This is a genomic window from Tepidiforma sp. (assembly GCF_034432735.1).
In the GTDB taxonomy this organism is placed as follows: Bacteria; Chloroflexota; Dehalococcoidia; order Tepidiformales; family Tepidiformaceae; genus Tepidiforma.
The window spans coordinates 1-22017 of record NZ_DAOUBJ010000042.1 but is presented as its reverse complement, the minus strand read 5'-3'; the positions used below and the strand labels follow the sequence as shown (position 1 = coordinate 22017).

Annotated in this window: 22 protein-coding genes and 1 riboswitch; of the genes, 11 read left to right on the top strand and 11 right to left on the bottom strand. The window is 68.4% G+C overall.

Features of this window, described 5'->3' with window-relative positions:
* Positions 1 to 72: 72 nt before the first annotated feature.
* On the bottom strand, positions 73 to 1257 hold the full coding sequence (locus tag VAE53_RS04430; protein ID WP_322818160.1) for an acyl-CoA dehydrogenase family protein: 1185 nt from the start codon (positions 1255 to 1257) through the stop codon (positions 73 to 75).
* A gap of 279 nt (positions 1258 to 1536) precedes the next feature.
* On the opposite strand from VAE53_RS04430, the gene xerA reads away from it, so the two are divergent.
* Positions 1537 to 2448: a site-specific tyrosine recombinase/integron integrase gene (gene xerA / locus VAE53_RS04425; protein WP_322818159.1), complete on the top strand. Its 912-nt coding sequence runs from the start codon at positions 1537 to 1539 to the stop codon at positions 2446 to 2448.
* 7 nt (positions 2449 to 2455) lie between these two features.
* Here xerA and VAE53_RS04420 read toward each other — a convergent pair whose 3' ends face one another.
* Genes VAE53_RS04420 through acpS form a run of 5 tightly spaced genes read right to left on the bottom strand, consistent with a single transcriptional unit; the run spans position 2456 to position 7892 of the window.
* Positions 2456 to 2875, bottom strand: a complete 420-nt coding sequence (locus VAE53_RS04420) for a hypothetical protein (RefSeq protein WP_322818158.1) — start codon at positions 2873 to 2875, stop codon at positions 2456 to 2458.
* 2 nt (positions 2876 to 2877) lie between these two features.
* Complete coding sequence (gene recJ, locus VAE53_RS04415) at positions 2878 to 4581, bottom strand: single-stranded-DNA-specific exonuclease RecJ (RefSeq protein WP_322818157.1); 1704 nt, start codon at positions 4579 to 4581, stop codon at positions 2878 to 2880.
* Positions 4578 to 5846 carry a beta-ketoacyl-ACP synthase II gene (gene fabF, locus VAE53_RS04410; protein WP_322818156.1) on the bottom strand — a complete coding sequence of 423 codons (1269 nt, stop codon included), beginning with the start codon at positions 5844 to 5846 and terminating at the stop codon, positions 4578 to 4580. The genes recJ and fabF overlap by 4 nt, the downstream gene beginning before the upstream one ends.
* Positions 5847 to 5865: 19 nt before the next feature.
* The gene (locus VAE53_RS04405; protein WP_322818155.1) at positions 5866 to 7425 is read right to left on the bottom strand and encodes an NAD(P)H-hydrate dehydratase; all 1560 of its coding nucleotides are present in this window, start codon (positions 7423 to 7425) and stop codon (positions 5866 to 5868) included.
* Positions 7422 to 7892, bottom strand: coding sequence for a holo-ACP synthase (gene acpS / locus VAE53_RS04400; RefSeq protein WP_322818154.1), 471 nt, complete (start codon positions 7890 to 7892; stop codon positions 7422 to 7424). Before acpS ends, VAE53_RS04405 begins: the two co-directional genes overlap by 4 nt.
* Before the next feature lie 117 nt (positions 7893 to 8009).
* Here acpS and VAE53_RS04395 point away from each other — a divergent pair, with 117 nt between their 5' ends.
* From VAE53_RS04395 to VAE53_RS04375, 5 genes are all read left to right on the top strand, one after another.
* The gene (locus tag VAE53_RS04395) at positions 8010 to 8900 is read left to right on the top strand and encodes a tetrahydrofolate dehydrogenase/cyclohydrolase catalytic domain-containing protein (protein ID WP_322818153.1); all 891 of its coding nucleotides are present in this window, start codon (positions 8010 to 8012) and stop codon (positions 8898 to 8900) included.
* Positions 8897 to 9376, top strand: coding sequence for a YbaK/EbsC family protein (locus VAE53_RS04390; RefSeq protein WP_322818152.1), 480 nt, complete (start codon positions 8897 to 8899; stop codon positions 9374 to 9376). Before VAE53_RS04395 ends, VAE53_RS04390 begins: the two co-directional genes overlap by 4 nt.
* Complete coding sequence (locus VAE53_RS04385) at positions 9373 to 10308, top strand: UbiA family prenyltransferase (RefSeq protein ID WP_322818151.1); 936 nt, start codon at positions 9373 to 9375, stop codon at positions 10306 to 10308. Before VAE53_RS04390 ends, VAE53_RS04385 begins: the two co-directional genes overlap by 4 nt.
* A 16-nt stretch (positions 10309 to 10324) precedes the next feature.
* Positions 10325 to 10717, top strand: coding sequence for an iron-sulfur cluster assembly scaffold protein (locus VAE53_RS04380; RefSeq protein ID WP_322818150.1), 393 nt, complete (start codon positions 10325 to 10327; stop codon positions 10715 to 10717).
* A gap of 120 nt (positions 10718 to 10837) precedes the next feature.
* Positions 10838 to 11947, top strand: a complete 1110-nt coding sequence (locus tag VAE53_RS04375; RefSeq protein ID WP_322818149.1) for a CAP domain-containing protein — start codon at positions 10838 to 10840, stop codon at positions 11945 to 11947.
* A 5-nt stretch (positions 11948 to 11952) separates the two neighbouring features.
* On the opposite strand, the gene VAE53_RS04370 is transcribed toward VAE53_RS04375, so the two are convergent.
* A complete protein-coding gene (locus VAE53_RS04370; RefSeq protein WP_322818148.1) occupies positions 11953 to 13329 on the bottom strand; it encodes a TldD/PmbA family protein in 1377 nt (458 codons plus the stop codon).
* A complete protein-coding gene (locus VAE53_RS04365; RefSeq protein WP_322818147.1) occupies positions 13326 to 14771 on the bottom strand; it encodes a metallopeptidase TldD-related protein in 1446 nt (481 codons plus the stop codon). Before VAE53_RS04365 ends, VAE53_RS04370 begins: the two co-directional genes overlap by 4 nt.
* 135 nt (positions 14772 to 14906) lie before the next feature.
* On the opposite strand from VAE53_RS04365, the gene VAE53_RS04360 reads away from it, so the two are divergent.
* From VAE53_RS04360 to ribH, 5 genes are all read left to right on the top strand, one after another.
* Positions 14907 to 16172 (top strand): MFS transporter, encoded by a 1266-nt coding sequence (locus VAE53_RS04360; RefSeq protein WP_322818146.1) that lies wholly within the window; start codon positions 14907 to 14909, stop codon positions 16170 to 16172.
* Positions 16173 to 16175: 3 nt separating this feature from the next.
* Positions 16176 to 16823, top strand: coding sequence for a 3'-5' exonuclease (locus tag VAE53_RS04355; protein ID WP_322818145.1), 648 nt, complete (start codon positions 16176 to 16178; stop codon positions 16821 to 16823).
* Positions 16824 to 16894: 71 nt separating this feature from the next.
* Positions 16895 to 17028: riboswitch (FMN riboswitch) on the top strand.
* A gap of 149 nt (positions 17029 to 17177) precedes the next feature.
* On the top strand, positions 17178 to 17774 hold the full coding sequence (locus tag VAE53_RS04350; protein WP_322818144.1) for a riboflavin synthase: 597 nt from the start codon (positions 17178 to 17180) through the stop codon (positions 17772 to 17774).
* Positions 17771 to 19018, top strand: a complete 1248-nt coding sequence (locus VAE53_RS04345) for a bifunctional 3,4-dihydroxy-2-butanone-4-phosphate synthase/GTP cyclohydrolase II (protein WP_322818143.1) — start codon at positions 17771 to 17773, stop codon at positions 19016 to 19018. The genes VAE53_RS04350 and VAE53_RS04345 overlap by 4 nt, the downstream gene beginning before the upstream one ends.
* Complete coding sequence (gene ribH / locus VAE53_RS04340) at positions 19015 to 19482, top strand: 6,7-dimethyl-8-ribityllumazine synthase (RefSeq protein WP_322818142.1); 468 nt, start codon at positions 19015 to 19017, stop codon at positions 19480 to 19482. Before VAE53_RS04345 ends, ribH begins: the two co-directional genes overlap by 4 nt.
* Positions 19483 to 19510: 28 nt before the next feature.
* Here the strand turns inward: ribH and VAE53_RS04335 are convergent, their stop codons facing one another.
* The 3 genes from VAE53_RS04335 to VAE53_RS04325 form a co-directional block, all read right to left on the bottom strand.
* Complete coding sequence (locus tag VAE53_RS04335; protein ID WP_322818141.1) at positions 19511 to 20746, bottom strand: hypothetical protein; 1236 nt, start codon at positions 20744 to 20746, stop codon at positions 19511 to 19513.
* On the bottom strand, positions 20710 to 21639 hold the full coding sequence (locus VAE53_RS04330) for an SH3 domain-containing protein (RefSeq protein ID WP_322818140.1): 930 nt from the start codon (positions 21637 to 21639) through the stop codon (positions 20710 to 20712). Before VAE53_RS04330 ends, VAE53_RS04335 begins: the two co-directional genes overlap by 37 nt.
* A 46-nt stretch (positions 21640 to 21685) precedes the next feature.
* Positions 21686 to 22017: PfkB family carbohydrate kinase (locus tag VAE53_RS04325; protein ID WP_322818139.1), on the bottom strand; the 332-nt coding region annotated here is incomplete at its 5' end.

Here is a 22017-nt window from a genome sequence, read left to right as displayed (position 1 = left end):
GTTCGAGCCGGGTCGGGGAGGGATGCGGCCCGCCCGGGTTTTTCGGGCGGGCCGTTGGTGTTCTTCGGGGGTTCAGCTGCGCGGGGGAAGGGCTTCAAGGGCGCGGCCGATGACGAGCCGCTGAATTTGGTTGGTGCCTTCGAAGATCTGGAAGATTTTGGCGTCGCGGACCCATTTTTCGACGGGGTGGTCGCGCATGTAGCCCTGGCCCCCGAGGACTTGGACGGCATCGACGGTGACTTTCATGGCGACGTCGGAGGCGTAGCACTTGGCCATGGAGCCTTCGGCCTGGAGGTAGGGGACGTTGGCGCCGGCCATCCAGGCGGCGCGCCAGACCATGAGGCGGGCGGAATCGACGGCCATGGCCATGTCGGCGAGCATGAAGGAGATGCCCTGGTTTTTGATGATGGGTCGGCCGAACTGGACGCGGTTCTTGGCGTAGTCGAGGGCGTATTCGTAGGCGGCGCGGGCGATTCCTACGGCGTAGGCGCCGACGACGGGGCGGGTGCGTTCGAGGGTCATGAGGGCGCCGACGGCGCCGGGGCCTGCGGAGCCGCCGGGCTTGGAGGGGGCGCCGAGTTTGTATTCGGCGGGGATGCGGCATTCGCTGAGGATGACGTTGGCGGTATGGGAGGCGCGGATGCCCATTTTTTTCCAGACGGTGCCTTGCTGGAGGCCGGGGGTGCCTTTGGGCACGACGAAGGCGGCGAGGCCGCCCCAGCCTTTGGAGCGGTCTTCGGTGGCGAAGACGACGTGGACGTCGGCGATGCCGCCGTTGGTGATGAACTGTTTTTCGCCGTCGAGGACGTAGAAGTCGCCGTCGCGGGTGGCGGTGGTTTGGATGTTGGCGACGTCGGAGCCGGCATCGGGTTCGGTGAGGCACATAGCGCCGAGGTGGACTTCGTTTTCGTCGGAGGCGATGGCGGCGAGCCAGCGTTCGCGCTGTTCGGGGCTGCCGGTGGCGGCGATGGCGGCGGCGGCGAGGCCGGAGCTGTTGATGGCGAGGGCGATGCCAGCGCAGCCCCAGGAGAGCTCTTCGGCGATGATGGAGGGGATGAGCGAGGAGCTGGAACCGTCGAGGAGGGAGCCCTGCTTGGAGATTCCGAAGCCGATGGCGGCGGCTTTTTTGATGAGGTCGTAGGGGACTTCTTCGTGTTCGTCGTAGTAGGCGGCGACGGGGCGAATTTCTTTGCGCGCGAAGTCGTGGGCGACTTGCTGGACGAGCTTTTCTTCGTCGTTGAGCTCGAGCGAGACCATGGGAGCTCCTCCGTTGGGTGGCGTGGGCTTCAGCTTACCAGGCGGTAGGGAAAGGGCGGAGGGTGCGTGGATGGGGCGGGTAGGCTAGGCTCGGTGCGTGGATGTTCCGGGAGCGGGGGAGGGGCCGCATATGCGTTTCGGTGATAGGCGAGGCGCGCTGTGGGTACCGAGAAATTCACGGAATGGGGCGGCGTTTTCCATGGACACGCGCCGCGGGGCGCGCCTATCATGGCGCCGCCCCTGGGACCCACGAGTGCTATGGCATCGAGGTAACGCGACGTGACGAACGAGCGCATCGAGCAATTTTTGAATTTTCTTGCGGTCGAGAAGAACGCGTCAGCGAATACGCTGGCGGCATACCGGAACGATCTGGATCAGTTCACGATGTTCATGGCGTCGACTTTCCCGGGGGTGGCGCCGGAGGCGATGACGAAGGACCAGATGGTCCGTTTTGTGGAGTTTCTGCGCGACGAGAAGCGGTACAAGGACACGACGGTTGCCCGGAAGGTGGCGTCGCTGAAGTCGTTTTTTGGGTTTTTGGTGGGGGAGGGGGTGATCGGGACGGATCCGACGGAGCAGGTGAAGTCGCCGCAGGTGGGGAAGCAGCTGCCGCGGGCGCTGACGGTGGAGGAGGTGGACGAGCTGCTGGAGCAGCCGGGGCGGCGGAATACGCCGGAGGCGCGGCGCGACAAGGCGATGCTGGAGCTGCTGTATGCGACGGGGCTGCGGGTGACGGAGCTGGTTTCGCTGGATGTGACGGATGTGGCGCTGGAGAGTGACCCGGTGACGGTGAGGTGTGTGGGGAAGGGGGACAAGGAGCGGGTGCTGCCGCTGCCAGCGGCGGTGGTGGATGAGCTTCGGCAGTACATTTTTCATATTCGGCCGAGGCTGGTGCGGAATCGCCGGGAGCTGGCGCTTTTCGTGAACCGCCGGGGCGAGCGGCTGACGCGGCAGGGGTTCTGGTTGATTTTGAAGGGGTATGCACGGGAGGCGGGTTTGGACGCGGCGATTACGCCGCATACGCTGCGTCATACGTATGCGACGCACATGCTGGCGGGGGGGATGCCGCTCCGGTACGTGCAGGATGCGCTCGGGCACGCGAGCATTTCGACGACGCAGATCTACACGCATTTGACGGACCAGCAGAAGCGGAAGCAGTACGACCAGGCGCATCCAAGGGCTTCTGCCTGAGGGGCGGTCAGGGTTCGGCGAGGGCGGTGGCGAGGGCGGACCGGGGCACGCCGAGGGAAGCGAAGAACATGGGGCTGCACTCGCCGGATTGGACGAGGGCTCGCGCGAGGGTACGAGCGGTGATGGTGGGTGCGCCGGCGGCGCGGGCCTCGGCGGCGGCGTGACCGATGGCCTCGCGTGCCGCGGAGCCGAAGATGACGTCGCGATCGAGTGGGTCTTCTCCGATGCTCTGGGTGGCGATGAGTGCCTGGTGGATGGTAGCGGGTTCGGGGAGCTGGGATTGGCCGCGGGCTCGGAGGACGAGAAGGCAGGCCGCGAGGAGGTGTTCGGGTGCGACGATGGCGCAGTTGGTCTGAAAGCAGAGGCGTTGTGCTTCGCGGAGGGCTTGGGCGGCGTCGGCGTCGAGGGTGAGTTCTTCGTCGGCCACGGCTAGCGCTCGAGGGGGCGGTTGGTGGCGGTGGGGGCGAGATCGAGGACTTCGAGTTCGACGCCTTGGCCGGTGAAGTCGGGCTGGAGGGAGTAGACGATGTCGAGCTCGGCGTCGAGGTCGGCAGCTGCTTGGCGGAAGGCGATGCCGCGCCAGGTGATCTGGCCGTGGCGAACGGTGAGCCGGAGGTGGCTACCGTCGGCGCCGACGGGCTTGGCTTGGAGGAGGCGAACGCCGCGGCTGAGGAGTATGGGCTTGCGGTTGCCTTGGCCGGTGGGTTCGAAACGCATGAGACCTTTGACTTCGAGGCCGTCGAGGGCGCTGAGCGGGGTTTCGGCGTCGATGTCGATGATTCGGCGTGGGGGTTCGGTGCCGAGGCTTGCGGCTGCGGTTGCGGTGAGGCGTTCGCGCAGCTCGTCGAGGTGTTCGTTTCGGACGGTGAAGCCAGCGGCGGCGCGGTGTCCGCCGTGGCGTACGAGGAGGTGTTTTTCGTGGCGGATGGCGGCGACGATGTCGAAGCCGGGGACGCTGCGAGCGCTGGCGCGGGATTCTTCGGGGCCGCGGGAGAGGACGATGGCTGGGCGGTTGCGGCGTTCGGCGAGGCGTGAGGCGACGAGGCCGACGATGCCGGGGGGGATTTGGTCGGTGGCGACGAAGAGGAGGGGGGCATCGGCGGGGCCGAGGAGCTCTTCTGCAAGGCGGGTAGCGGCTTCGGTTTGGCGCTGGCGTTCGCGGTTGAGGGTGTCGAGTTCTTGGGCGAGGGCGAAGGCGCGACGGTGATCCTGTTCGAGGAGGAGGTGGAGGGCGATGGTGGCATGGGCGAGCCGGCCGGCGGCGTTCATGCGGGGGCCGAGGGCGAAGCCGAGTGTTTCGGAGGTGAAGCGTTCGGGGGTGACGCCGCTGGTGCGGGCGAGGGCGGCGAGTCCGGGGCGTAGGCCGCCTTTGCGCATGACTTCGAGGCCGCGGGTGACGATGCGCCGGTTTTCGTCGATGAGGGGTGCGACGTCGACGACGGTGCCGAGGGCTGCGAGGTCGATGAAGTTGGTGTCGTCGAAGGGGTGGCCGAGGTGGTCGTGGAGGACTTGGAGGAAGCGGTAGGCGACGCCGCAGGCGGCGAGTTCGTCGAAGGGGTAGGGCGAGTCGATGCGTTTGGGGTTGACGGCGGCGAGGGCGTCGGGGAGGACGTCGGGGACGGTGTGATGGTCGAGGATGATGACGTCGAGTCCGAGTTCGTTGGCGTAGGCGACTTCGGCGACGGAGGAGATGCCGCAGTCGGCGGTTACGAGGAGGGTGGCGCCGGCGTGGGCGAGGGTGCGGATGGCGCCGAAGTTGAGGCCGTAGCCTTCGGTGAAGCGATCGGGGATGTAGGGGGTGGTGTGGGCGCCGAGGGCGGTGAGTGCTTCATGGAGGATGGCGATGGAGGTGATGCCATCGACGTCGAAGTCGCCGTAGAGGGCGATGAGTTCACGGTCTTGGATGGCGCGGGCGACGCGCTGGACGGCGTCGGCCATGCCTGGGAGGAGGAGGGGGTCGTGGTCGGGGAGGAGGTGGGGGCGGTAGAAGGCTTCGGCTTGCTGGCGGGTGGTGATGCCGCGGGCGGCGAGGACGGTGGCGACGATTGGGGGGTAGCGCGGGATGCCGTTTTGGTGGGCGTTGGGGTCGCGGAGCCGCCAGCGGGGTGGGAGGGCACCGACGGCCTGGGTCATGGTGTGGCCCGATAGGTGCGGAATACGAGGCTGGAGTTGTGGCCGCCGAAGCCGAGCGAGTTGGTCATGACGGCTTCGAGGCGGGCGGGGCGGGCGACGTTGGGGACGTAATCGAGGTCGCAGTCGGGGTCGGGTACTTGGTAGTTGGCGGTGGGTGGGATGATTTGCTTTTGGAGGGCGAGGACGGAGATGGCGGCTTCGACGGCGCCGGCGGCGCCGAGGAGGTGTCCGGTCATGGATTTGGTGGAGCTGATGGGGAGGTCGTAGGCGTATTCGCCGAAGACGCGTTTGAGGGCGAGTGTTTCGAGGCGGTCGTTGATGGGGGTGGAGGTGCCGTGGGCGTTGAGGTAGTCGATTTCGTCGGGCTGGAGGCCGGCCTGGCGGAGGGCGATCTGCATGGCGCGTGCGGCGCCTTCGCCGCGCTCGTCGGGCTGGGTGATGTGGTAGGCGTCGGAGGTTGCGCCGTAGCCGGCGAGCTCGGCGAGGATGGGTGCGCCGCGGGCGCGGGCGTGTTGTTCGCTTTCGAGGACGAGGATGGCGGCGCCTTCGGCGAGGACGAAGCCGTCGCGGCGAGCGTCGAAGGGGCGAGAGGCGGCGGCCGGTTCGTCGTTGGCGGTGGTGAGGGCGCGTGCGGCTGCGAATCCGGCGACGACGATGGGAGTGATGGGGGCTTCGGTGCCACCGGCGAGGACGACTTCGGCGTCGCCGCGACGGATCATGTTGGCGGCTTCGCCGATGCTGTCGGCGCCGCTGGCGCAGGCGCTGACGAGGCAATAGTTCACGCCGCGGGCGCCGAGGCGGATGCTGAGCTGTCCGCTGGTCATGTCGGCGAGCATCATGGGCATGAGGAAGGGGGAGACGCGGCTGGGCCCTTTGGCGAGCATGGTCTGGAATTCGGCGGCGAGGGTGGTGATGCCGCCGATGGCGGTGCCGACGATGATGGCGAGTTCGGAGCCGTCGCCGGGGTGGGGCCGGTAGCCTGCCTGGGCGAGGGCTTCGTCGGCGGCGACGAAGGCGAACTGGGTGGCGCGGTCGGCGCGGCGGGCTTCTTTGCGGTCCATGTAGGCGGCCGGGTCGAAGTCGGGGACTTCTCCGGCGACTTGTGATTCGAAGCCTTCTGGGTCGAAGAGGGTGATCCGGCGTGTGCCGGAGCGGCCTTCGACGAGGGCAGCCCAGGTGTCGCAGGCGTTATGTCCGAGCGGGCTGACGATGCCGAGGCCGGTAACGACGACGCGGCGGGCGGGGGTCGAGGCGTGGTTCGTCACGGGTTGTGTCGAGTGTACATCAGGTTTGGGTTAGGTCCCGGACGATGCGGGGTAGGCGGGCGGCGATTTCGCTGGCGAGGAGGCCGGCGCGGCCGTATTCTGCGGCGAGGGCCTCGGCGACGGCGGCGTGGAGGTAGACGCCGAGCCTGGCTGCGGTGAAGGGTTCGGCGCCCTGGGCGAGGTAGCCGGCGACGATGCCGGCGAGGACGTCGCCGCTGCCGGCCGTGGCGAGCAGGGGGTTGGCGAAGGGGCAGAGGGCGGCCTGTCCTTGGGGTGCGGCGACGACGGTGTGGGCGCCTTTGAGGACGACGACGCAGCCGAAGCGCTGGGCGGCGGCCCGGGCGGAGCCGAGCCGGTCGCGCTGGATGTCGGCGACGGTGGTGTGGAGGAGGCGGGCCATTTCCCCTGGGTGGGGGGTGAGGATGACGCGGGGATGGAGGCGTTGGGCGGCGTCGTCCATGGCGGCGAGGGCGTTGAGGGCATCGGCATCGACGACGATGCCTCCGGGGCAATCGGCGGTGTCGGGGAGGGCGGCCCAGGTGAGGGCGCGGGTGTCGTCGGCGAGGTCGAGGCCGGGGCCGAAGACGGCGGCGCGGGCTTGGGGCCAGTGGTTGCGGAGCGCGATGGCGGCTTCGCCGGCGAGGGTGCCTTCGGGGCTCGCGGGGAGGGGCAGCCAGGTGGCTTCGGGCAGGGCGCCAGCGAGCCCTTGGACGAGCTCTTCGGTGGCGGCGATGGTGACGAGGCCGGCACCGGCGCGATAGGCGCCCGCGGCGGCGAGGGCGACGGCGCCGCGATAACGCCGGGACCCGCCGACGACGAGCACGCGGCCGAAGGTGCCTTTGTTGGCATCGGGGGGACGCCCGGGGAGGTGTTGGCGTACCCAGCGGGAGGTGATGAGTTCGAGGGAGACGGCTTCGGTGGCTTCTTTGGGGATGCCGATGTCGATGACTTGGACGCGTCCGACGGCGTCGCTTCCGGGGGCCTGGTACATGCCGACTTTGGGCAGGCCGAAGGTGACGGTGAGGTCGGGGGTGACGAGGTGGGGATCGACGGCGCCGGTGTCGCTATCGAGGCCGGTGGGGATATCGACGGCGACGATTTTGGGTGGCTGGTAGCTGGTGCGGGTAGCGGCGAGTGCGGTGAGGGCCCGCGCGATGGGGTCGGCTGGGTCGAGGGGGAGGTGCTGTCCGATGCCGAGGAGGGCGTCGACGACGAGGTCGGCGGTGGCGAGCTGGGCGGCGAGCTGTTGGCCGGCGGGGTCGGCGGGGCCTTCGATGATGGGCACGTCGCGGGCTCGGAGTTCGTCGAGGCGGGTGGGCTCGCGGTGGCCTTTCGGGAGGTAGACGGCGACTTCGGCGCCCCAATCGGCGAGGTAGCGGGCGGCGACGAGGCCGTCGCCGCCGTTGTTGCCGGGGCCGGCGAGGACGAGGATGTGGCGGCCTTCGAGGGTGCCAAGGAGCATCCAGGATTCTTGGGCGACGGCGAGCCCGGCTTCTTCCATGAGCTGGGATTCGCTGGAGCCGGCGGCGATGGCGGCGGCTTCGAGCTGACGCATTTCGGCGGCGGTGACGAGTTTCATCGGAGTCCTTGTTCGCGGATGAGGCGGAGGGCGTTTTCGCCGCGCCGGGGGGTGTCTTCGGCTTCGGTGAGGGCGCGTTCGCCGACGACGGAGGCCATGGCGAGGTCGGCGAGGTGGGTCATCGAGATTTCGAGGCCGCGGAGGTCGATTTCGGCGGCGCGTTTTGCACCGCGGCCGTAGAGGAAGACGAGTGGTTTGCCGCGGCGGTTGGGGAGGATTTCGATGTCTTTCCAGCCGACGCCGCGGATGCCGGTTCCGAGGGCTTTCATGACGGCTTCTTTGGCGGCGAAGCGGACGGCCAGTTCGGGGATGCGGCCGCGGCAGTGGGCGAGTTCGTCGGGGGTGTAGACGCGGTTGAGGAAGCGTTCGCCGTGGCGACGGATGACGTCGGCGATGCGGTGGGTTTCGATGACGTCGATGCCGTGGGCGAATTTGCGGGGGGGTCGGTGGGGTTGGTCTTGGGACATGGGCCATTCTGTGGGGGCAGGGTGGTGGGCTACGAGGCGGATCGTACGCGAGGGTGGCGGTTCGTGCGCGAGTGGGGGGTTTGGCCTGCAGTGGGGTTCCCGGCTACGCTTAGGCTCATGCCGGCACGGCTCATCGACGGGGCAGCGATTGCGGCGTCGATCCGAGAGGAGGTGGCGCAGGAGGCGGCTGCGCTCCGCGCGGCGGGGGTGACGCCGGGGCTTGCGGCCATCATCGTGGGGGATAATGCGGCGTCTATCAGTTATGTTTCGATGAAGACGAAGGCGTGCTCGGAGGTTGGGATTTTTTCGGAGACGTTTCGGTTGCCTGCGACGGCGTCGGAGGATGAGGTGGTGGGGTTGGTGCGGCGGTTGAATGCGGACGATCGGTTCCATGCGATTCTGCCGCAGCTGCCGCTGCCGCCCCAGGTGAAGGAGGTTGCGGTGATCGATGCGCTGGCGCCGGAGAAGGACGCCGATGGGCTGCACCCGGTGAACTTGGGGAAATTGTTGCGGGGTGAGCTGGACGGGGCGATCCCTTGCACGCCGCACGGGGTGGTGGAATTGCTGTTGCGCACGGGGAACGACCCGGCTGGGAAGCACGTGGTGGTGGTGGGGAGGAGTACGTTGGTGGGGCGGCCGCTGGCTGTTTTGCTTTCGAACAAGGCGCGGGGCGGGAACGCGACGGTGACGATTTGCCACACGGCGACTCCGGACCTGGCGGAGCACACGCGGCGGGCGGATATCGTGGTGGTCGCGGCTGGGCGGGCAGGGACGCTGACGAAGGAGATGGTGAAGCCGGGCGCTGTGGTGATCGATGTGGGGGTGAATCGGGTAGAGGCACCGGAGCGGCCGAGCGGCTACCGGCTGGTGGGCGATGTGGCACTGGATGTGCGGGAGGTGGCTTCGTGGGTTACGCCGTACACGGGCGGGGTCGGGCCGATGACGGTTGCGATGCTGTTGGTGAACACGGTGAAGGCGGCGCGGCGCGCGCTGGAGCGTCGGGGATGACTCCGCCAGAGCGGGTGGCGGAGGCCTTGCGCGGGCTGGGGTTGGCCGATTCGGTGCGGGTGTTCGCGCGGAGCACGGCGACGGCAGCGGAGGCGGCGGAGGCGGTGGGCTGTGAACCCGGGCAGATCGTGAAGACGCTGTTGTTCGTGGCGGATGGGCGACCGACGATGGTGTTGGTGGCGGGTGACCGGCAGGTGGATACGGCGCAGCTGGCGGCGATCTTGGGGGTCGGGCGGAAGCGGCTGAAGATGGGGTCGGCGGAGGAGGTGCGGGCATACACGGGGTACGAGGTCGGGGGGGTGGCACCGGTGGGCTGGCCGACGCGGGTGGATGTGGTGGTGGATGCATCGCTCCGGCGTTTCGCGCGCGTGTGGGCTGCTGCTGGGGCGACGAATGCGGTTTTCGGGGTCGCGACGGAGGAGTTGGTGGCGGCGATCGGCGGGCAATGGGCGGATATCGCCCGGGAGCCGGTATGACGGGGGTGGCGGAAGCGGAGGCCGGCCGGATGCGGGGTGGGCTGCGCCCACTCGTCGCGGCGATGCGCCCCTACCAGTGGCCGAAGAATGTGGTGGTATTCGCGGCGTTCGTCTTTAGCGCGGGAGAGGCGTGGCGGCCGGAGGATGTGGGGAGCTGGTGGCCGCTGTTGTGGCGTTCGGCGGCGCTGTTCGGGCTCTGGTGCTTGGCTGCCTCGGCGACGTACTTGGTGAACGATGTCCGGGACCGGGAAGCGGACCAGCTCCACCCGCGGAAGCGGTTTCGGCCGGTGGCGAGCGGGGCGCTCCGACCGGGCACGGCGATTGCTGCGGCGGGGGTGTTGGCGGCGGTGAGCATTCCGGGCGCGTTGGCGCTCGATCGGTTGGCAGGGCTCGTGCTGGGGGGCTACGTGGGGGTGATGGTGCTCTATTCGCTGGGGCTGAAGGGGGTGGCGGTGCTGGATATCTTCTTGCTCGGTGCGGGCGTTGTCGGGCGGGCGGTGAGCGGGGCAGCCGCGATCGAGGTCGACATCAGCCCGTGGCTGTATGTCTGTTCGAGTTTCGGGGCGTTGTTTTTCGCGACGACGAAGCGGTGGGCGGAGTTCCGGCAGTTGGGGGCGGAGGCAGCGCGCCACCGGCCGTCGCTCGGGGCGTACAACGCGGAGGTGTTGGAGCTGATGTTGGCGGTGAGCGCGGCGGGTGCGTTGCTGAGTTATTCGCTCTACACGATCGAGTCGGCGCGGGTGCCGGAGGACGGCTCGATGGCGCTGACGATTCCGTTCGTGGCGTTTGCGCTCTTTCGGTTTCTTTTGCTGATGAGCGGGGGCCGGCAGGGCGAGGCTCCGGACCGGGTGTTGTTTTCGGATCCGCAGATCGTGGCTGCGGTGGTGGGGTTCACGGTGACGGCCTTCGCGGTGTTGGTGGCGAATCGGTAGGATTGGCGGTGGCTGTATGTCCGGCTACTCCGACCTCGTCCGGGAGCATTTCGAACGTCCGCGCAATGCGGGGGTGCTGGAGGATGCTGACGGGGTAGGCGAGCGGTCGAATCCGGTCTGTGGCGACCGGATGCGGGTGATGATTCGTGTGGCGGGCGGGCGCATCGCGGCGGTGCGATGGCAGACGCGGGGATGCCCGGCCGCGATCGCGACGAGTTCGTTCGCGAGCGAGCTCGTCGTGGGGTGGGAGTTGGCGGCTGTGGAGGCGTTGACGCGCGAGGCGATTGCGGAGGCGATGGGCGGGTTGCCGCGCGACAAGGTGCACTGCAGTGTGTTGGCGGCGGATGCGCTCCGAGCGGCGGTAGCGGATTTCGAGCGCCGGCGTGCGGAGGGTGGTGAGCGGGGGTAGGGGTTTTCCCGTAAGTCCTGGATCGTCTCGCGCGGTCTACGGTTCGTCTACCGGATCGTCCCCAAGGGCGGCCGAACTTCCCTTTGGGTCTCACTGGCATCCGAAGGCCCGGGGGAAGACATGGCTGCTGGGTTTCGACGGACGACGATGCCGCTCTGGCTGGCGTTGGCGGGCGCGGTGTTCGGGGCGCTCGCTTTGACGATGAGCTCGGGTGGGCGGGCGGATGCGCTGACGAACTGTTCGGTGACGCACGATGCGCTGGATAGCGAGGAGCAGGCGTTCCTCGTGCTGATCAATCAGTACCGAGGACAGAACGGGCTGGGGCCGCTGACGATTTCGACGAATTTGAATCGTGCTGCGGCGTGGATGGTGGAGGACCTTGCGACGAAGGGCTACTTCTCGCACACGGACAGCTTGGGGCGGTCGCCGTATCAACGGGCGATCGATTGCGGCTACCCGTCTGGTGCTGGGGAGAATTTGGCGGCGGGGACGACGTGGAGCACGGCGCAGGCGGCGTTCGATGCGTGGAAGGCTTCGCCGGGCCACAACCAGAACATGCTGACGAGCTATTACCAGCAGATTGGGATTGCGCGGTTCTACTTGGCGGGTTCGCCGTACGGTTGGTACTGGGCGACGAACTTTGGTGCGACGAACGATGGTACGGGCGGCGGGGGGAGCGGACCGACGAATACGCCGACGCCGACGAATACGCCGACGCCGACGAATACGCCGACGATGCCACCGACGGCAACGCCGACGCCGCCCGGCGTGCCGGGAAACGGGGGGAATGGCGGGGCGAGTACGGCAACGCCGACGATGCCGCCGACGGCGACGCCGACGCCACCCAGCGTGCCGGGGAATGGGGGGAATGGTGGGGCGAGCTCGCCTCCGCCGACGATGCCGCCGACGGCGACACCGACGCCGCGCCCGAAGACGCCGACGCCAACCGCGACGGCGACGCCGACGGCGGTGCCGAACGGTGGGGCGGGGTCGCTGCCGCTTGCGCCTGGGGCGAACCTGGTGGCGTGGCCAGGCGGGAAGGTTTCGCCGGCGGAGGTGTTCGGTTCGAATCCGAAGGTGGCCGTGGTCTACGAGTGGGACTCTGCGGCGGGGGTGTGGCGGAGGTATCTGCCGGGGCTTCCGGGGTATTTGAGTACGTTGACGGAGCTGCGGCAGGGTGGCGCCTATTGGATCATCGCGAAGGGGCAGGCGTCGATCGCGATGCCGTGAGGGGCTCAGCGGCCGGAGACGGTCATTGCGCGGATGCGGAGGGTGGGGGCTGCGGAGGCGCCGAACCAGGCGAGGTCGTTGGCGACGCCGTCGATGTCGGCGAGCATGGTGGCGAGGTTGCCGGAGATGTTGACTTCGGTGACGGGGTAGGCAATCTGGCCATCTTCGACCCAGAAGCCAGCGGCACCGCGGGAGTAGTCGCCGGTGGCGGGGTTGAAGCCGGCGCCCATGAGGGCGGTGACGTAGAGCCCCTGGCGGACGTCTGCGAGGAGCGCGGACGGGGCGAGCTGTCCGGGCTGGAGGACGAGGTTGGAGGAGGAGGGTGAGGGTCCGGTTTCGAGGCCGCGGGCTGCGCTGCCGGTGGTGGCGCGGCCGAGGCGACGGGCGGTGTAACAGTCGAAGAGGAACCCGCGAAAGATGCCGGCTTCGACGAGGGTGTTCCGGCGGGTGGCGACGCCCTCGCCGTCGAAGGGGCGGGAGCCGAAGCGGCCGGGGAGGAGGGGGTCATCGACGATGGTGACGTGTGGGGAGGCGAGGGGGAGGCCTTCGCGGCCGGCGAGGAAGGTGGCGCCGCGGTAGAGGGCTTCGCCGGTGGCGCAGGCTGCGAGGTGGCCGAGGAGCGAGACGGCCATCATGGGCTCGAAGATGACGGGCACGCGGGTGGTGGTGGGCTTGCGGGCGCCGAGCTGGTCGACGGCCCGGCGGGCTGCGATGCGCCCGACTTCGGCGGGGTCGGCGAGGCGGGAGAGGGAGCGCTCGGCGGAGAACCAGTAGCCGGGCCGCTTTTTCCCGTCAGCATCGTCGGCGATGGCTTCGGCGACGAGGGAGATGGAGGTTGCGGGGTAGCTGCCTTCGAAGCCTAGGGAGTTGACGAGGGCGATTTCGCCGATGCGGGTGGAGAGGGTTGCGCCGTCGGTGTTGGTGATGCGGGGGTCGGCGGCGAGGGCAGCGGTTTCGCAGGTGTGGGCGATGGCGATCTTTTCTTCGGTCGAGAGCGCTTCGATGCGTTCGTCGTAGAGGCCGAGGGCTGCGGCATCGGCGGCGCTTCCGAAGTGGGATGGCTCGGGGAGGCCGGCGTACTGGTCGGGGGCGGCGATGTTGGCGAGTTCGACGGTTTGGGCGGCAAAGGCTTCGAGGGCGGCGGGGGCCAGGTCGGAGGTTGCGCAGATGGCGGTCCGGCCGTTTTGGATGACGCGGAGGCCGAGGCCGATGGAGCCGGCTTCGATGAGCTTTTCGACTTGGCCCAGGCGGACGGTGACGGTGCTTTCGGTGCCGGTGATGACGAGGGCGTCGCACTGGTCGGCGCCGGCCCGGCGGGCGAGCTGGACGGCCCGGCGGGCGAGTTCGAGCGCGGGGATGCCTTCGGTTGCGCGCGAGGTCACAGCTTGGTTCCTCCGACGGTGATGCCGGAGACGAGGACGGTGGGCATGCCGACGCCGACGGGGACGGATTGGCCGTCTTTGCCGCACGTCCAGCGGCCATCGGAGAGGCGGTAATCGTTGGCGACGCGGGTGACTTTGGAGAGGACGTCGGGGCCGTTTCCGATGAGCATGACGTTTTTGAGTGGTGTGGTGATGCGGCCGTTTTCGATGAGGTAGGCTTCGGTGACGGAGAAGACGAAGTCGCCGTTGGAGATATTGACCTGACCGCCGGAGTAGGAGACGGCGTAGATGCCACGGTCGACGGAGCGGATGATGTCTTCTGGGGTGTCTTGGCCGGGAAGCATGAAGGTGTTGGTCATGCGGGGCATGACGTAGTCTTTGAAGGACTGGCGGCGGCCGGAGCCGGAGGGTGGGACGCCGAAGTGGCGGGCGCTGATTTCGTCCTGGAGGTAGGCACGGAGGATGCCGTTTTCGATGAGGGTGTTGCGGCTGGAGGGGTTGCCTTCGTCGTCGACGTTGATGGAGCCGCGGGAGTCGGCGATGGTGCCGTCGTCGACGACGGTGACGAGGGGGCTGGCGACGGGCTGTCCGATGCGGCCGGTGTAGTTGCTGGTGCCCTTGCGATTGAAGTCGGCTTCGAGGCCATGGCCGACGGCTTCGTGGAGGAGGACGCCGCTATCGCCGGCTGCGAGGACGACGGGGAGTGTGCCTGCGGGGGCCTCGGCGGCGTCCTGTTGGAGGACGGCTTGGCGGGCGGCTTCGCGGGCGAGCTGCTCGGGGGTGGTGACGCGTTCGAAGTATTCGATGCCCATGCGGCCGCCGCCGCCTTGGCGGGCGACTTGGCGGCTTTCGCCGCGCTGGGAGAGTGCCGAGACGTTGAAGCGGATGAGGGGCTGGACATCGCCGATGATTTTGCCGTCGGAGCGGGCGATGAGGATGTATTTGAGCTCGTCTCCGATGGAGGCGTCGAGGCGGGCGATGCTGGGGTGGTAGCTGCGGGCGGCGCGGTCGGCGCGTTGGAGGAGGGCGACTTTGGCGGCGGCTGGTTCGGCGACGAGGGGGTTATCGAAGGTGTAGTGGCTGTTGCCGACGAGGGAGGGGGTGGCGTCGATGGGGGGTGGGGTGCGCTCGCCGGCGCTGATGCGGGCGGCTGTTTCGGCGGCGCGGCGCATGGCTTCGGGTTCGAACGATTCGGTGTAGGCGTAGCCGATGGCTTCGCCGCGGACGACGCGGACTCCGAGGCCTTGGGAGACGGTGCGGGTGGCGGACTTGACCTGTTGGTCTTCCCAGGTGATGGCGCTGTTGGTGCGGTGTTCGAAATAGAGCTCGGCGAAGTCGCCGCCTCGGGAGAGGGCGAGGGAGAGGAGGGAGGAGGTGAGGGCGGGGTCGATGGCGAATCGTTGGCGGAAGAACTGCAGCGCGGCGGCGGCAGGGTCGGTCATGGTGGGCGATCTCCTGGTGCGTTGGTTCGATCGTAGCAGGGCTCGGGGGATGGGTCGGGGGGAGGGGCGGTGGAGCGTTGGCCGGGCTTCGTTCAGGATCGTGGGGGAGGGCGCTCCTGCGCCCGGAGTTTCTCCGTGGCCTCCCCTGCTTTGCGGGCATCGGAAGGCGCACCCCGGTCGGGCGGGCTGACCGCGCCGGGGCGGCCTTTGGCGTCGCTTCGCCACCGCGAGTTCCGGATTCTGCTGTTTTCGACGATGGCGCTGCAGGTCGGCTCGTGGGTGCAGACGATCGGTCAGGGGTGGCTGGTGGTCAACGATTTGGGTGGCTCGGCGACGAACCTGGCGCTGGTGGCGCTGTTGCGGGGTGCGTTTCTGGTGCTGGTTTCGCCGTTCGGCGGGGTGTTCGCTGGGCGCTACGAGCGGCGCGGGTTGCTGATGGTGTACACGGGGGCGGGTGCGTTGGTGGCGGTGCTGCTGGCGGTGTTGGTTTCGACGGGGCGGATCGAGCTTTGGATGGTGTACGTGCTGGCGGCGGTGGCGGGCATGGTGGAGGCGTTGGCATCGCCGATTCGCAGTCTGTTGGTGTTCGATACGGTGGGCCCGGACGAGATGACGAATGCGGTGGCGCTGAACGCGCTGGGCGGGAATGCGATGCGGGTGATCGGGCCGGCGATTGGCGGGGCGCTGATCGGTTCTATCGGCACGGAGGGGACGTTCGAGGTTCAGGCGATCTGTTTGGTGCTGGCGCTGGTGTTGACGGCGCGCCTGCGGCGATTCGAGCCGGAGTTGGCGGAGGTGCGGGAGAATGCGGTGGTGAGCGTTGGCCGGGGGCTTGCGTATGTAGCCCGGGAGCGGCGGATGGCGCTGATCGTTGGGATGGCGGTCCTCCCGAGTGTGCTGGTTTATCCGTACGTGAGTTTCCTGCCGCTGTTCGCGAAGGATGTGTTGGGCGAAGGGGCGGAGGCGTACGGGTTTCTGGCTGGGGCTGTCGGGCTGGGGTCGCTGGCGGGGGGTGCGATCGTGGCGGCGACTTCGAATCGGCGGCGGCTCGGGCCACCGATGATGTGGGCGTGCCTGTTCTACTGCCTTTCGGTGGCGGGGTTCACGTTCATGCGGGACCTTTGGTTGGCGGTCGGTGCGTTGGTGGTGGCGGGGCTGTTCCACAGCATTTATGCGGCGTTCAATGCTTCGCTGATGCAGATGCAGGCGGCGCCGGAGTTCCGTTCGCGGGTGGTAGCGCTGCAGACGGTGACCTGGGGGCTGACGCCGTTCGCGGGGTTGCTGATGGGTGCGATGATCGACCGCTGGGGGGCGCCGCATACGGTGCTCGCGTGGATGCTAGCGGCGGCGGCGCTGACGTTGGCGCTTGCCCTCGGGAGCCGGGAGCTCCGGAGGGTGTAGGCGGTGGATGCGCTCTGGTCGGTGTTGGCGATGGGGTTGCGACGGCTGGACGCGGAGGGGCGGCCGACGGGGGAGCCGGGGGAGTTGGGGGAATTGGCAGGCTTGGTTTCGCTCTACGTGGTCGACTTGGAGATGTCGGGGCCGAACCCGCAGGTCCACGAGATTCTGGATATTGCGGGGGTTCGGGCCGCCATCGCAGCGGGGCTCCCGGAGGAGGAGGCGTGGGGGGCGCGGGTGCGGCCGCGGCGGATCGGCAATGCGGTGCCCGCGGCGCTGAAGGTGGTGGGGTATTCGCCGAAGGCGTGGAAGGAATCGTTGGAGCTAGAGGCGGCGCTCGAACGGTTCGCTGTGGTGGGGCGTGATGGGGTGGTGACCGGCTGGGGGATGGCGCAGGATTTGGCGTTCTTGAGCGAGGCGTTCCGGCAGATGGGACGGCCGTGGCCGTTCGCGTTGGTGGCGATCGATGTGCAGGCGATTGCGCGGGCGCTTCTGCGTGGGAATGGCGAGGTGGACCGGTTCAATCTTGGGCACGTGGCGGACCGGCTGGGGATCGGGCGGATGGGGGAGCACGGGGCGCTCGCGGATGCGTACGCGACGTACGACATCCTCGTGAGGCTGACGGAGCGGGTGGCGAAACTGAGCGGCGGCTAGGGTGCGGATTGGCGAGGGGTGGATGCGGGCGGGCCCCTTGACATTCTTTAGCGTAGCGCGAACGATACAGGTGATGTTCTCGGGGCGGGGTGCAATTCCCCACCGGCGGTGAGAGCCCGCGACCCCCTGGCGGCGATGGCAGCGAGGGGCTGACCCGGTGGAATTCCGGGGCCGACGGTGACAGTCCGGATGGGAGAGAACAGGCTGGGCGCTGCACGTTGTGTGGCGTCGCCGGCGGCTGTCGCCGGCTGTTCGCCTGCCCCGGGGAGATCATGAGTACGCACCGGGGGGCCAGGCACCGATGGTTGGAAGGGTAGGTTTCCGGAGCGAGGCCGCGAGCGGGGGGCAGGCCTGATGTTCACCGGAATCATCGAAGAGGTCGGCGAAGTAGTGGAGGCGGGCGAGGGTACGCTGCGTATCCGTGCGCCGTTGATTTTGCAGGACGCGAAGCTGGGCGATTCGATCGCCATCAACGGGGTCGACCTGACGGTGGCGGAGATCGCCGGGGATACGTTTTTCGCGAATCTGATGCCGGAGACGTACCGGCGGAGCAATCTCGGTGAACTTCGGCCAGGCGACCGGGTGAACCTCGAGCGCTCGTGTCGGCCGACGGACAGGCTGAGTGGCCACATTGTGCGGGGGGTGGTGGAGGGTACGGGGACGATCGAATCGTTGGTGCCGGAGGGCGACGCGATCATCGTGCGGGTGCGGGCGCCGAGGGAGCTGCTGCGCTACATGGTGGTGAAGGGGCCTGTTTGTATCGATGGAATCAGTCTGACGATCATCGCGAAGGACGCGGAGGGCTTTGCGGTTTCGCTGGTGCAGTACACGCAGGAGCATACGAACCTTGCGGGGCGCAAACCTGGCGACCGGGTGAATCTGGAGACCGACATTTTGGCGCGCTACATCGATACGTTGCTGGAGGCGCGCGCGAAGGAGGCGGGAGGATGACGGAGCGCGACCCGGTGATGGCTACGGTTCCGGAGGCGATCGAGGAGTACCGGCGGGGGAAGTTCGTGATCATCACGGACGACGAGGACCGTGAGAACGAGGGGGATTTGTGCATCGCGGCCCAGTTCGTGACGCCGGATCACATCAATTTCATGGCGAAGTACGGCCGAGGGCTGATCTGTTGTTCGTTGACGGAGGAGCGGTGTGATCAGCTGCAGCTGCCGCTGATGGTGGACCCGCGGGCGAATACGTCGGGCTTCGGGACGCCGTTCACGGTTTCGGTGGAGGCACGAACGGGTGTGACGACGGGGATCAGCGCGGCCGACCGGGCGCGGACGGTGCAGGTGTTGATCGACCCGACGACGAAGCCAGAGGACTTGGCACGGCCGGGGCATATGTTTCCTTTGCGGGCGCGAAAGGGCGGGGTGCTGGTGCGCGCGGGGCAGACGGAGGCGAGCGTGGATCTGGCGAAGCTGGCGGGGCTTTACCCGGCGGCGGTGATTTGCGAGATCATGAAGATGGATGGCGAGATGGCGCGCATGCCGGATTTGAAGCGCTTCGCGCGGCGGCATGGGCTGCGGATCGTGACGGTGAACGACATTATCCGGTATCGGTTGCGGACGGAGCGGCTGGTGACGCGGGTGGCAGAGACGAGATTGCCGACGCCATATGGGGAGATGATGATTCTCGGCTACAAGGCCGAAGGTCAGCCGGATGAGCACGTGGCGCTGGTGAAGGGGGAGATCGATCCGGACCGGCCGACGCTGGTACGGGTGCACGACCAGTGTGTGACCGGCGATGTGTTCGGTTCGTTGCGGTGCGATTGTGGAGAGCAGAAGGAGAAGGCGCTGCGGATGATCGCGGAGGAGGGTGGGGTGTTTCTGTACATGCGGCAGGAGGGGCGTGGGATTGGGCTGCACAACAAGCTGCGGACGTACGAGCTGCAGGAGCGGGGCTTGGATACGGTGGATGCGAATCTGGCGCTAGGGTTTCCGGCGGACCGGCGGGACTATGGCATCGGGATGCAGATTCTGCGGGACATCGGTGTGAGCAAGATGCGGCTGATTACGAACAACCCGGCGAAGCGGGCAGGGCTGGAGGCGTATGGGTTGGAGGTGGTGGAGCGCGTTCCGATCGTGACGACGCCGAATCCGCACAACATCCGCTATCTGGAGACGAAGCGACAGCGGATGGGCCACCTGTTGGATGGGCTCGAATCGCTGGCGGTGGAGGGGGGTGGATGAGCAGGGTGGTGGAGGGTTCGCACGAGGGCCAAGGGCTCCGGGTTTGCGTGGTGGTCTCGCGGTGGAACGAGTTCGTGACGCGCCGGCTGCTCGAGGGTGCGGAGCGGGTGCTGCGGGAGCGGGGGGTAGCCGAGGATGGGGTGACGGTTGCCTGGGTGCCTGGCGCTTTCGAGCTGCCGACGGCGGCGATGTGGGCGGCGAGCTCGGGGCGATTCGATGCGGTGATCTGTCTCGGGGCGGTGATCCGGGGGGAGACGGCGCACTTCGAGTATGTGGCTGGGGGTGCAGCGGAGGGGATCCGGCAGGCGGCGCAGCGTACGGGCGTTCCGGTCATCTTCGGGGTTTTGACCGTGGATACGGTGGACCAGGCGCTTTCGCGGACGGGGGGGAAGGATGGGCACAAGGGGGAGGAGGCGGCCTTGGCGGCGATCGAGATGGCGAATCTACGGCGTGCGCTGGGATGAGGGGCTGGGCGCGCCGGGGTGGCTGCGGCTAAAGGGGGCAGATGTCGCGGTAGGTGTACTGCGGGTTGGCGTAGCCGTGGTCCATGAGGCGTCGGACGTGGCCTGGGGTATCGATGCCGGGGCCGGTGGTGGCGAGGTAGCGGGTGGCTTCGAGGCAGCCGCCGACGACCGATGTTCGTTCCTGGTAGCCTTTGCGGAAGGCTTCGGCGGCGTTGACGAAGACGGGTTCGCGGCCCTCGCGGATGACGCGGTCGATGGCATCGTTGGGGTCGCGGCCGCTGGCGGCGGTCGCCACGGCGATGCGGAAGAGGGCGTAGGTGACGAGGGCGTCCCGGGAGTTGCCACGGTCGTTTTCGGCGCGCCAATCGCGGAGGTTGGGGTTGGCGAGGATAGCTTCGTAGGATGCGATGGCTTCGTCCCAGCGGCCGCGTTCGAAGAGGGCATCGGCATCGAGGATGGCGTGGAAGAGATATTGAGGCGGGTCGAGGTCGGCTTGGGAGAGGGTGTAGCGTCCGGCCTGGAGGGTGTACCGGTAGGTGCCACCGCGGGTGGGGCCTGCGACCGGGTTATCGGTGGGCTGGCTGTGCATGAGGATGGTGGTGGCGGTGCCGAGGCCTTGGATGGAGACAAAATCGATGCCGGTGATGCCCTGGTCGGCGGGGCCGATGTCGCGCCAGGTGGAGCCGTCCCAGGTGTAGATGCGCACGAGGCTGGCACAGCGGGTTGCGGTGCAGAGGTTTTCGAGGAAGGAAAGCTCCGGGCGGGGCGATGGATCGCGGTTGGCGATGGCGAAGATGGCTCGTCCGAGGATGGAGGTGTCGGCGGCGCCGGGCAGGGAGAGGGCGACGTACCCTGGCGCGGTGGAGAGGTTGACCAAGGCGACGCCTGGATGGGGCCCGACGGGTGCGGGCTGGCTGAGCGGGAGGAGGACGGCGGTGTCGTCGACGAGGTCGCCATCGATGTCGCCCGTTGTGCAGGCGACGTTCCAGCGGGCGACGACTTGTTCGTTGCAGGCGCCGATGGTGCGCTGGAGCCGGTCGAGGGCGGCGCGTGCTTCGGCGATGTCGCGAGGTGGTGGGCCGACGAGGTCGGGGGTGGGGGTAGGCGGCGGGGTGGTTGTCGGGGAGGGTGTGGCGGTGTCGGGCGGAGGCGTCGGCGTTTCGGGGCTGCGGCCGGCGGCGCACGCGCAAGCACCGAGCAGGAGGGGACCGATGGCGATGAGCGGTATCAGGGCGCGGGGGTGAGGTAATCTTCGACTGCCCATCCTTCACCCTGCGCGGTTTGGATTTTCCACCAGGTGTAGTTGCCGGCCTGCTGAGGCCCGCCAGTGACGCGCACTTCGGCGCCATCCTGGAGGCAGACGATGGCGTCGTTTTCGGTGCCCGGCTTGGTGCGGACGTTGAGGCAGTCACCGGTGCCAGCGACGGTGAGCCGCTGTCCGGCGGTGAACTTTCCCGGTCCGACGGATGCAGTGACGGAGGGTGTCGGCAGGGCGCCGGTGGGCGAAGGCGCGGGCGTGGAGAAGGCTGGGGCAGTCGCGGTGGGGGTGGGGGCGGTCTGGGTGGAGGTGGCGGGTGAGGGCGCAGGGCTGGCGGATTGGTCGCGGGTGAGGCGCTCGGCTGCCCAGATGATGGCGAAGGCGGTGCCGATGGCGAGGGCGACGGCGACGGGCACGTACCAGTAGCCGAGCCAACGATGGCGGCCGTAGATGCGGGGGAGGGGTTTGCGCGGCAGGGACTCGTCGCGTGGGGGACGGTAGCGGCGGGGGCCGCTCCCGACGGGTGGAACGACCTCTTCCGGGAGCTGGCGCCGGACGAAGGGGGTCCCGATGAGGGGTTCGGGGTTCTGCTCGGGATGGGGGACTTCGTCGGGGTTCGTTGCGGGGGCTGGGGGTGGAATGGGGTGGGATTCGGAGCGGGGCGCGGCGACGCGCGTGCCCTCTGCTGGATGGGGGGCAGGCTCGCCGGGGCTGCGTTCGTTGGCGCCGTAGGCCATGGCCTGGGGAACGGATTGGTGGGGTTCGGAAGTTGCGCAGCCGTTGTTGGCCACCCAGCAACCGGGGTGGTGGAGGACGCTGCAGCCGGTGCAGCGGAGGACGGCTTCGCCGCTTTCGAACGCGCGATCGCAGAGGGGGCAGAATCGCTGGAGAACGCTCAAGCTGGGACCCCGGGGCGCCTTTCAGTATCGGTGTCGCGACGGGATGTCACAAGGTGAAACGTTGGGGTGGGAACGAAGGTTCCGTTCCGGAGGGCAAGGTGCGGGTAAATTGTTCGATTTCGGCGAGCGAGGGGAGGGCGGCGGCGGCTCCGGGCCTGGTGCAGGCGAGGGCGGCAGCCCGACAAGCGAAGGCGACGGCGGCCAGGAGCGTATCGCCGGCGGCGATTCGGACGGCGAGCGCTCCGCAGAATGCGTCGCCGGCACCGACGGTATCGACGGCTTGGACGGGCGGCGACGGGACGTGGGTGGGCGTGGCGCCGGCGGCAGGGAGGACGAGTGCGCCACTTTCGCCGAGGGTGATGATGACGGCGCTGGGCC

Bases quoted from the DNA above. Each gene is read 5' to 3' on its own strand.
- VAE53_RS04430 (WP_322818160.1), bottom strand. From the start codon at position 1,257: ATGGTCTCGCTCGAGCTCAACGACGAAGAAAAGCTCGTCCAGCAAGTC.
- recJ (WP_322818157.1), bottom strand. From the start codon at position 4,581: ATGACCCAGGCCGTCGGTGCCCTCCCACCCCGCTGGCGGCTCCGCGAC.
- VAE53_RS04405 (WP_322818155.1), bottom strand. From the start codon at position 7,425: ATGAAACTCGTCACCGCCGCCGAAATGCGTCAGCTCGAAGCCGCCGCC.
- acpS (WP_322818154.1), bottom strand. From the start codon at position 7,892: ATGTCCCAAGACCAACCCCACCGACCCCCCCGCAAATTCGCCCACGGC.
- VAE53_RS04395 (WP_322818153.1), top strand. From the start codon at position 8,010: ATGCCGGCACGGCTCATCGACGGGGCAGCGATTGCGGCGTCGATCCGA.
- VAE53_RS04390 (WP_322818152.1), top strand. From the start codon at position 8,897: ATGACTCCGCCAGAGCGGGTGGCGGAGGCCTTGCGCGGGCTGGGGTTG.
- VAE53_RS04385 (WP_322818151.1), top strand. From the start codon at position 9,373: ATGACGGGGGTGGCGGAAGCGGAGGCCGGCCGGATGCGGGGTGGGCTG.
- VAE53_RS04380 (WP_322818150.1), top strand. From the start codon at position 10,325: ATGTCCGGCTACTCCGACCTCGTCCGGGAGCATTTCGAACGTCCGCGC.
- VAE53_RS04375 (WP_322818149.1), top strand. From the start codon at position 10,838: ATGGCTGCTGGGTTTCGACGGACGACGATGCCGCTCTGGCTGGCGTTG.
- VAE53_RS04365 (WP_322818147.1), bottom strand. From the start codon at position 14,771: ATGACCGACCCTGCCGCCGCCGCGCTGCAGTTCTTCCGCCAACGATTC.
- VAE53_RS04350 (WP_322818144.1), top strand. From the start codon at position 17,178: ATGTTCACCGGAATCATCGAAGAGGTCGGCGAAGTAGTGGAGGCGGGC.
- VAE53_RS04345 (WP_322818143.1), top strand. From the start codon at position 17,771: ATGACGGAGCGCGACCCGGTGATGGCTACGGTTCCGGAGGCGATCGAG.
- ribH (WP_322818142.1), top strand. From the start codon at position 19,015: ATGAGCAGGGTGGTGGAGGGTTCGCACGAGGGCCAAGGGCTCCGGGTT.
- VAE53_RS04335 (WP_322818141.1), bottom strand. From the start codon at position 20,746: ATGGGCAGTCGAAGATTACCTCACCCCCGCGCCCTGATACCGCTCATC.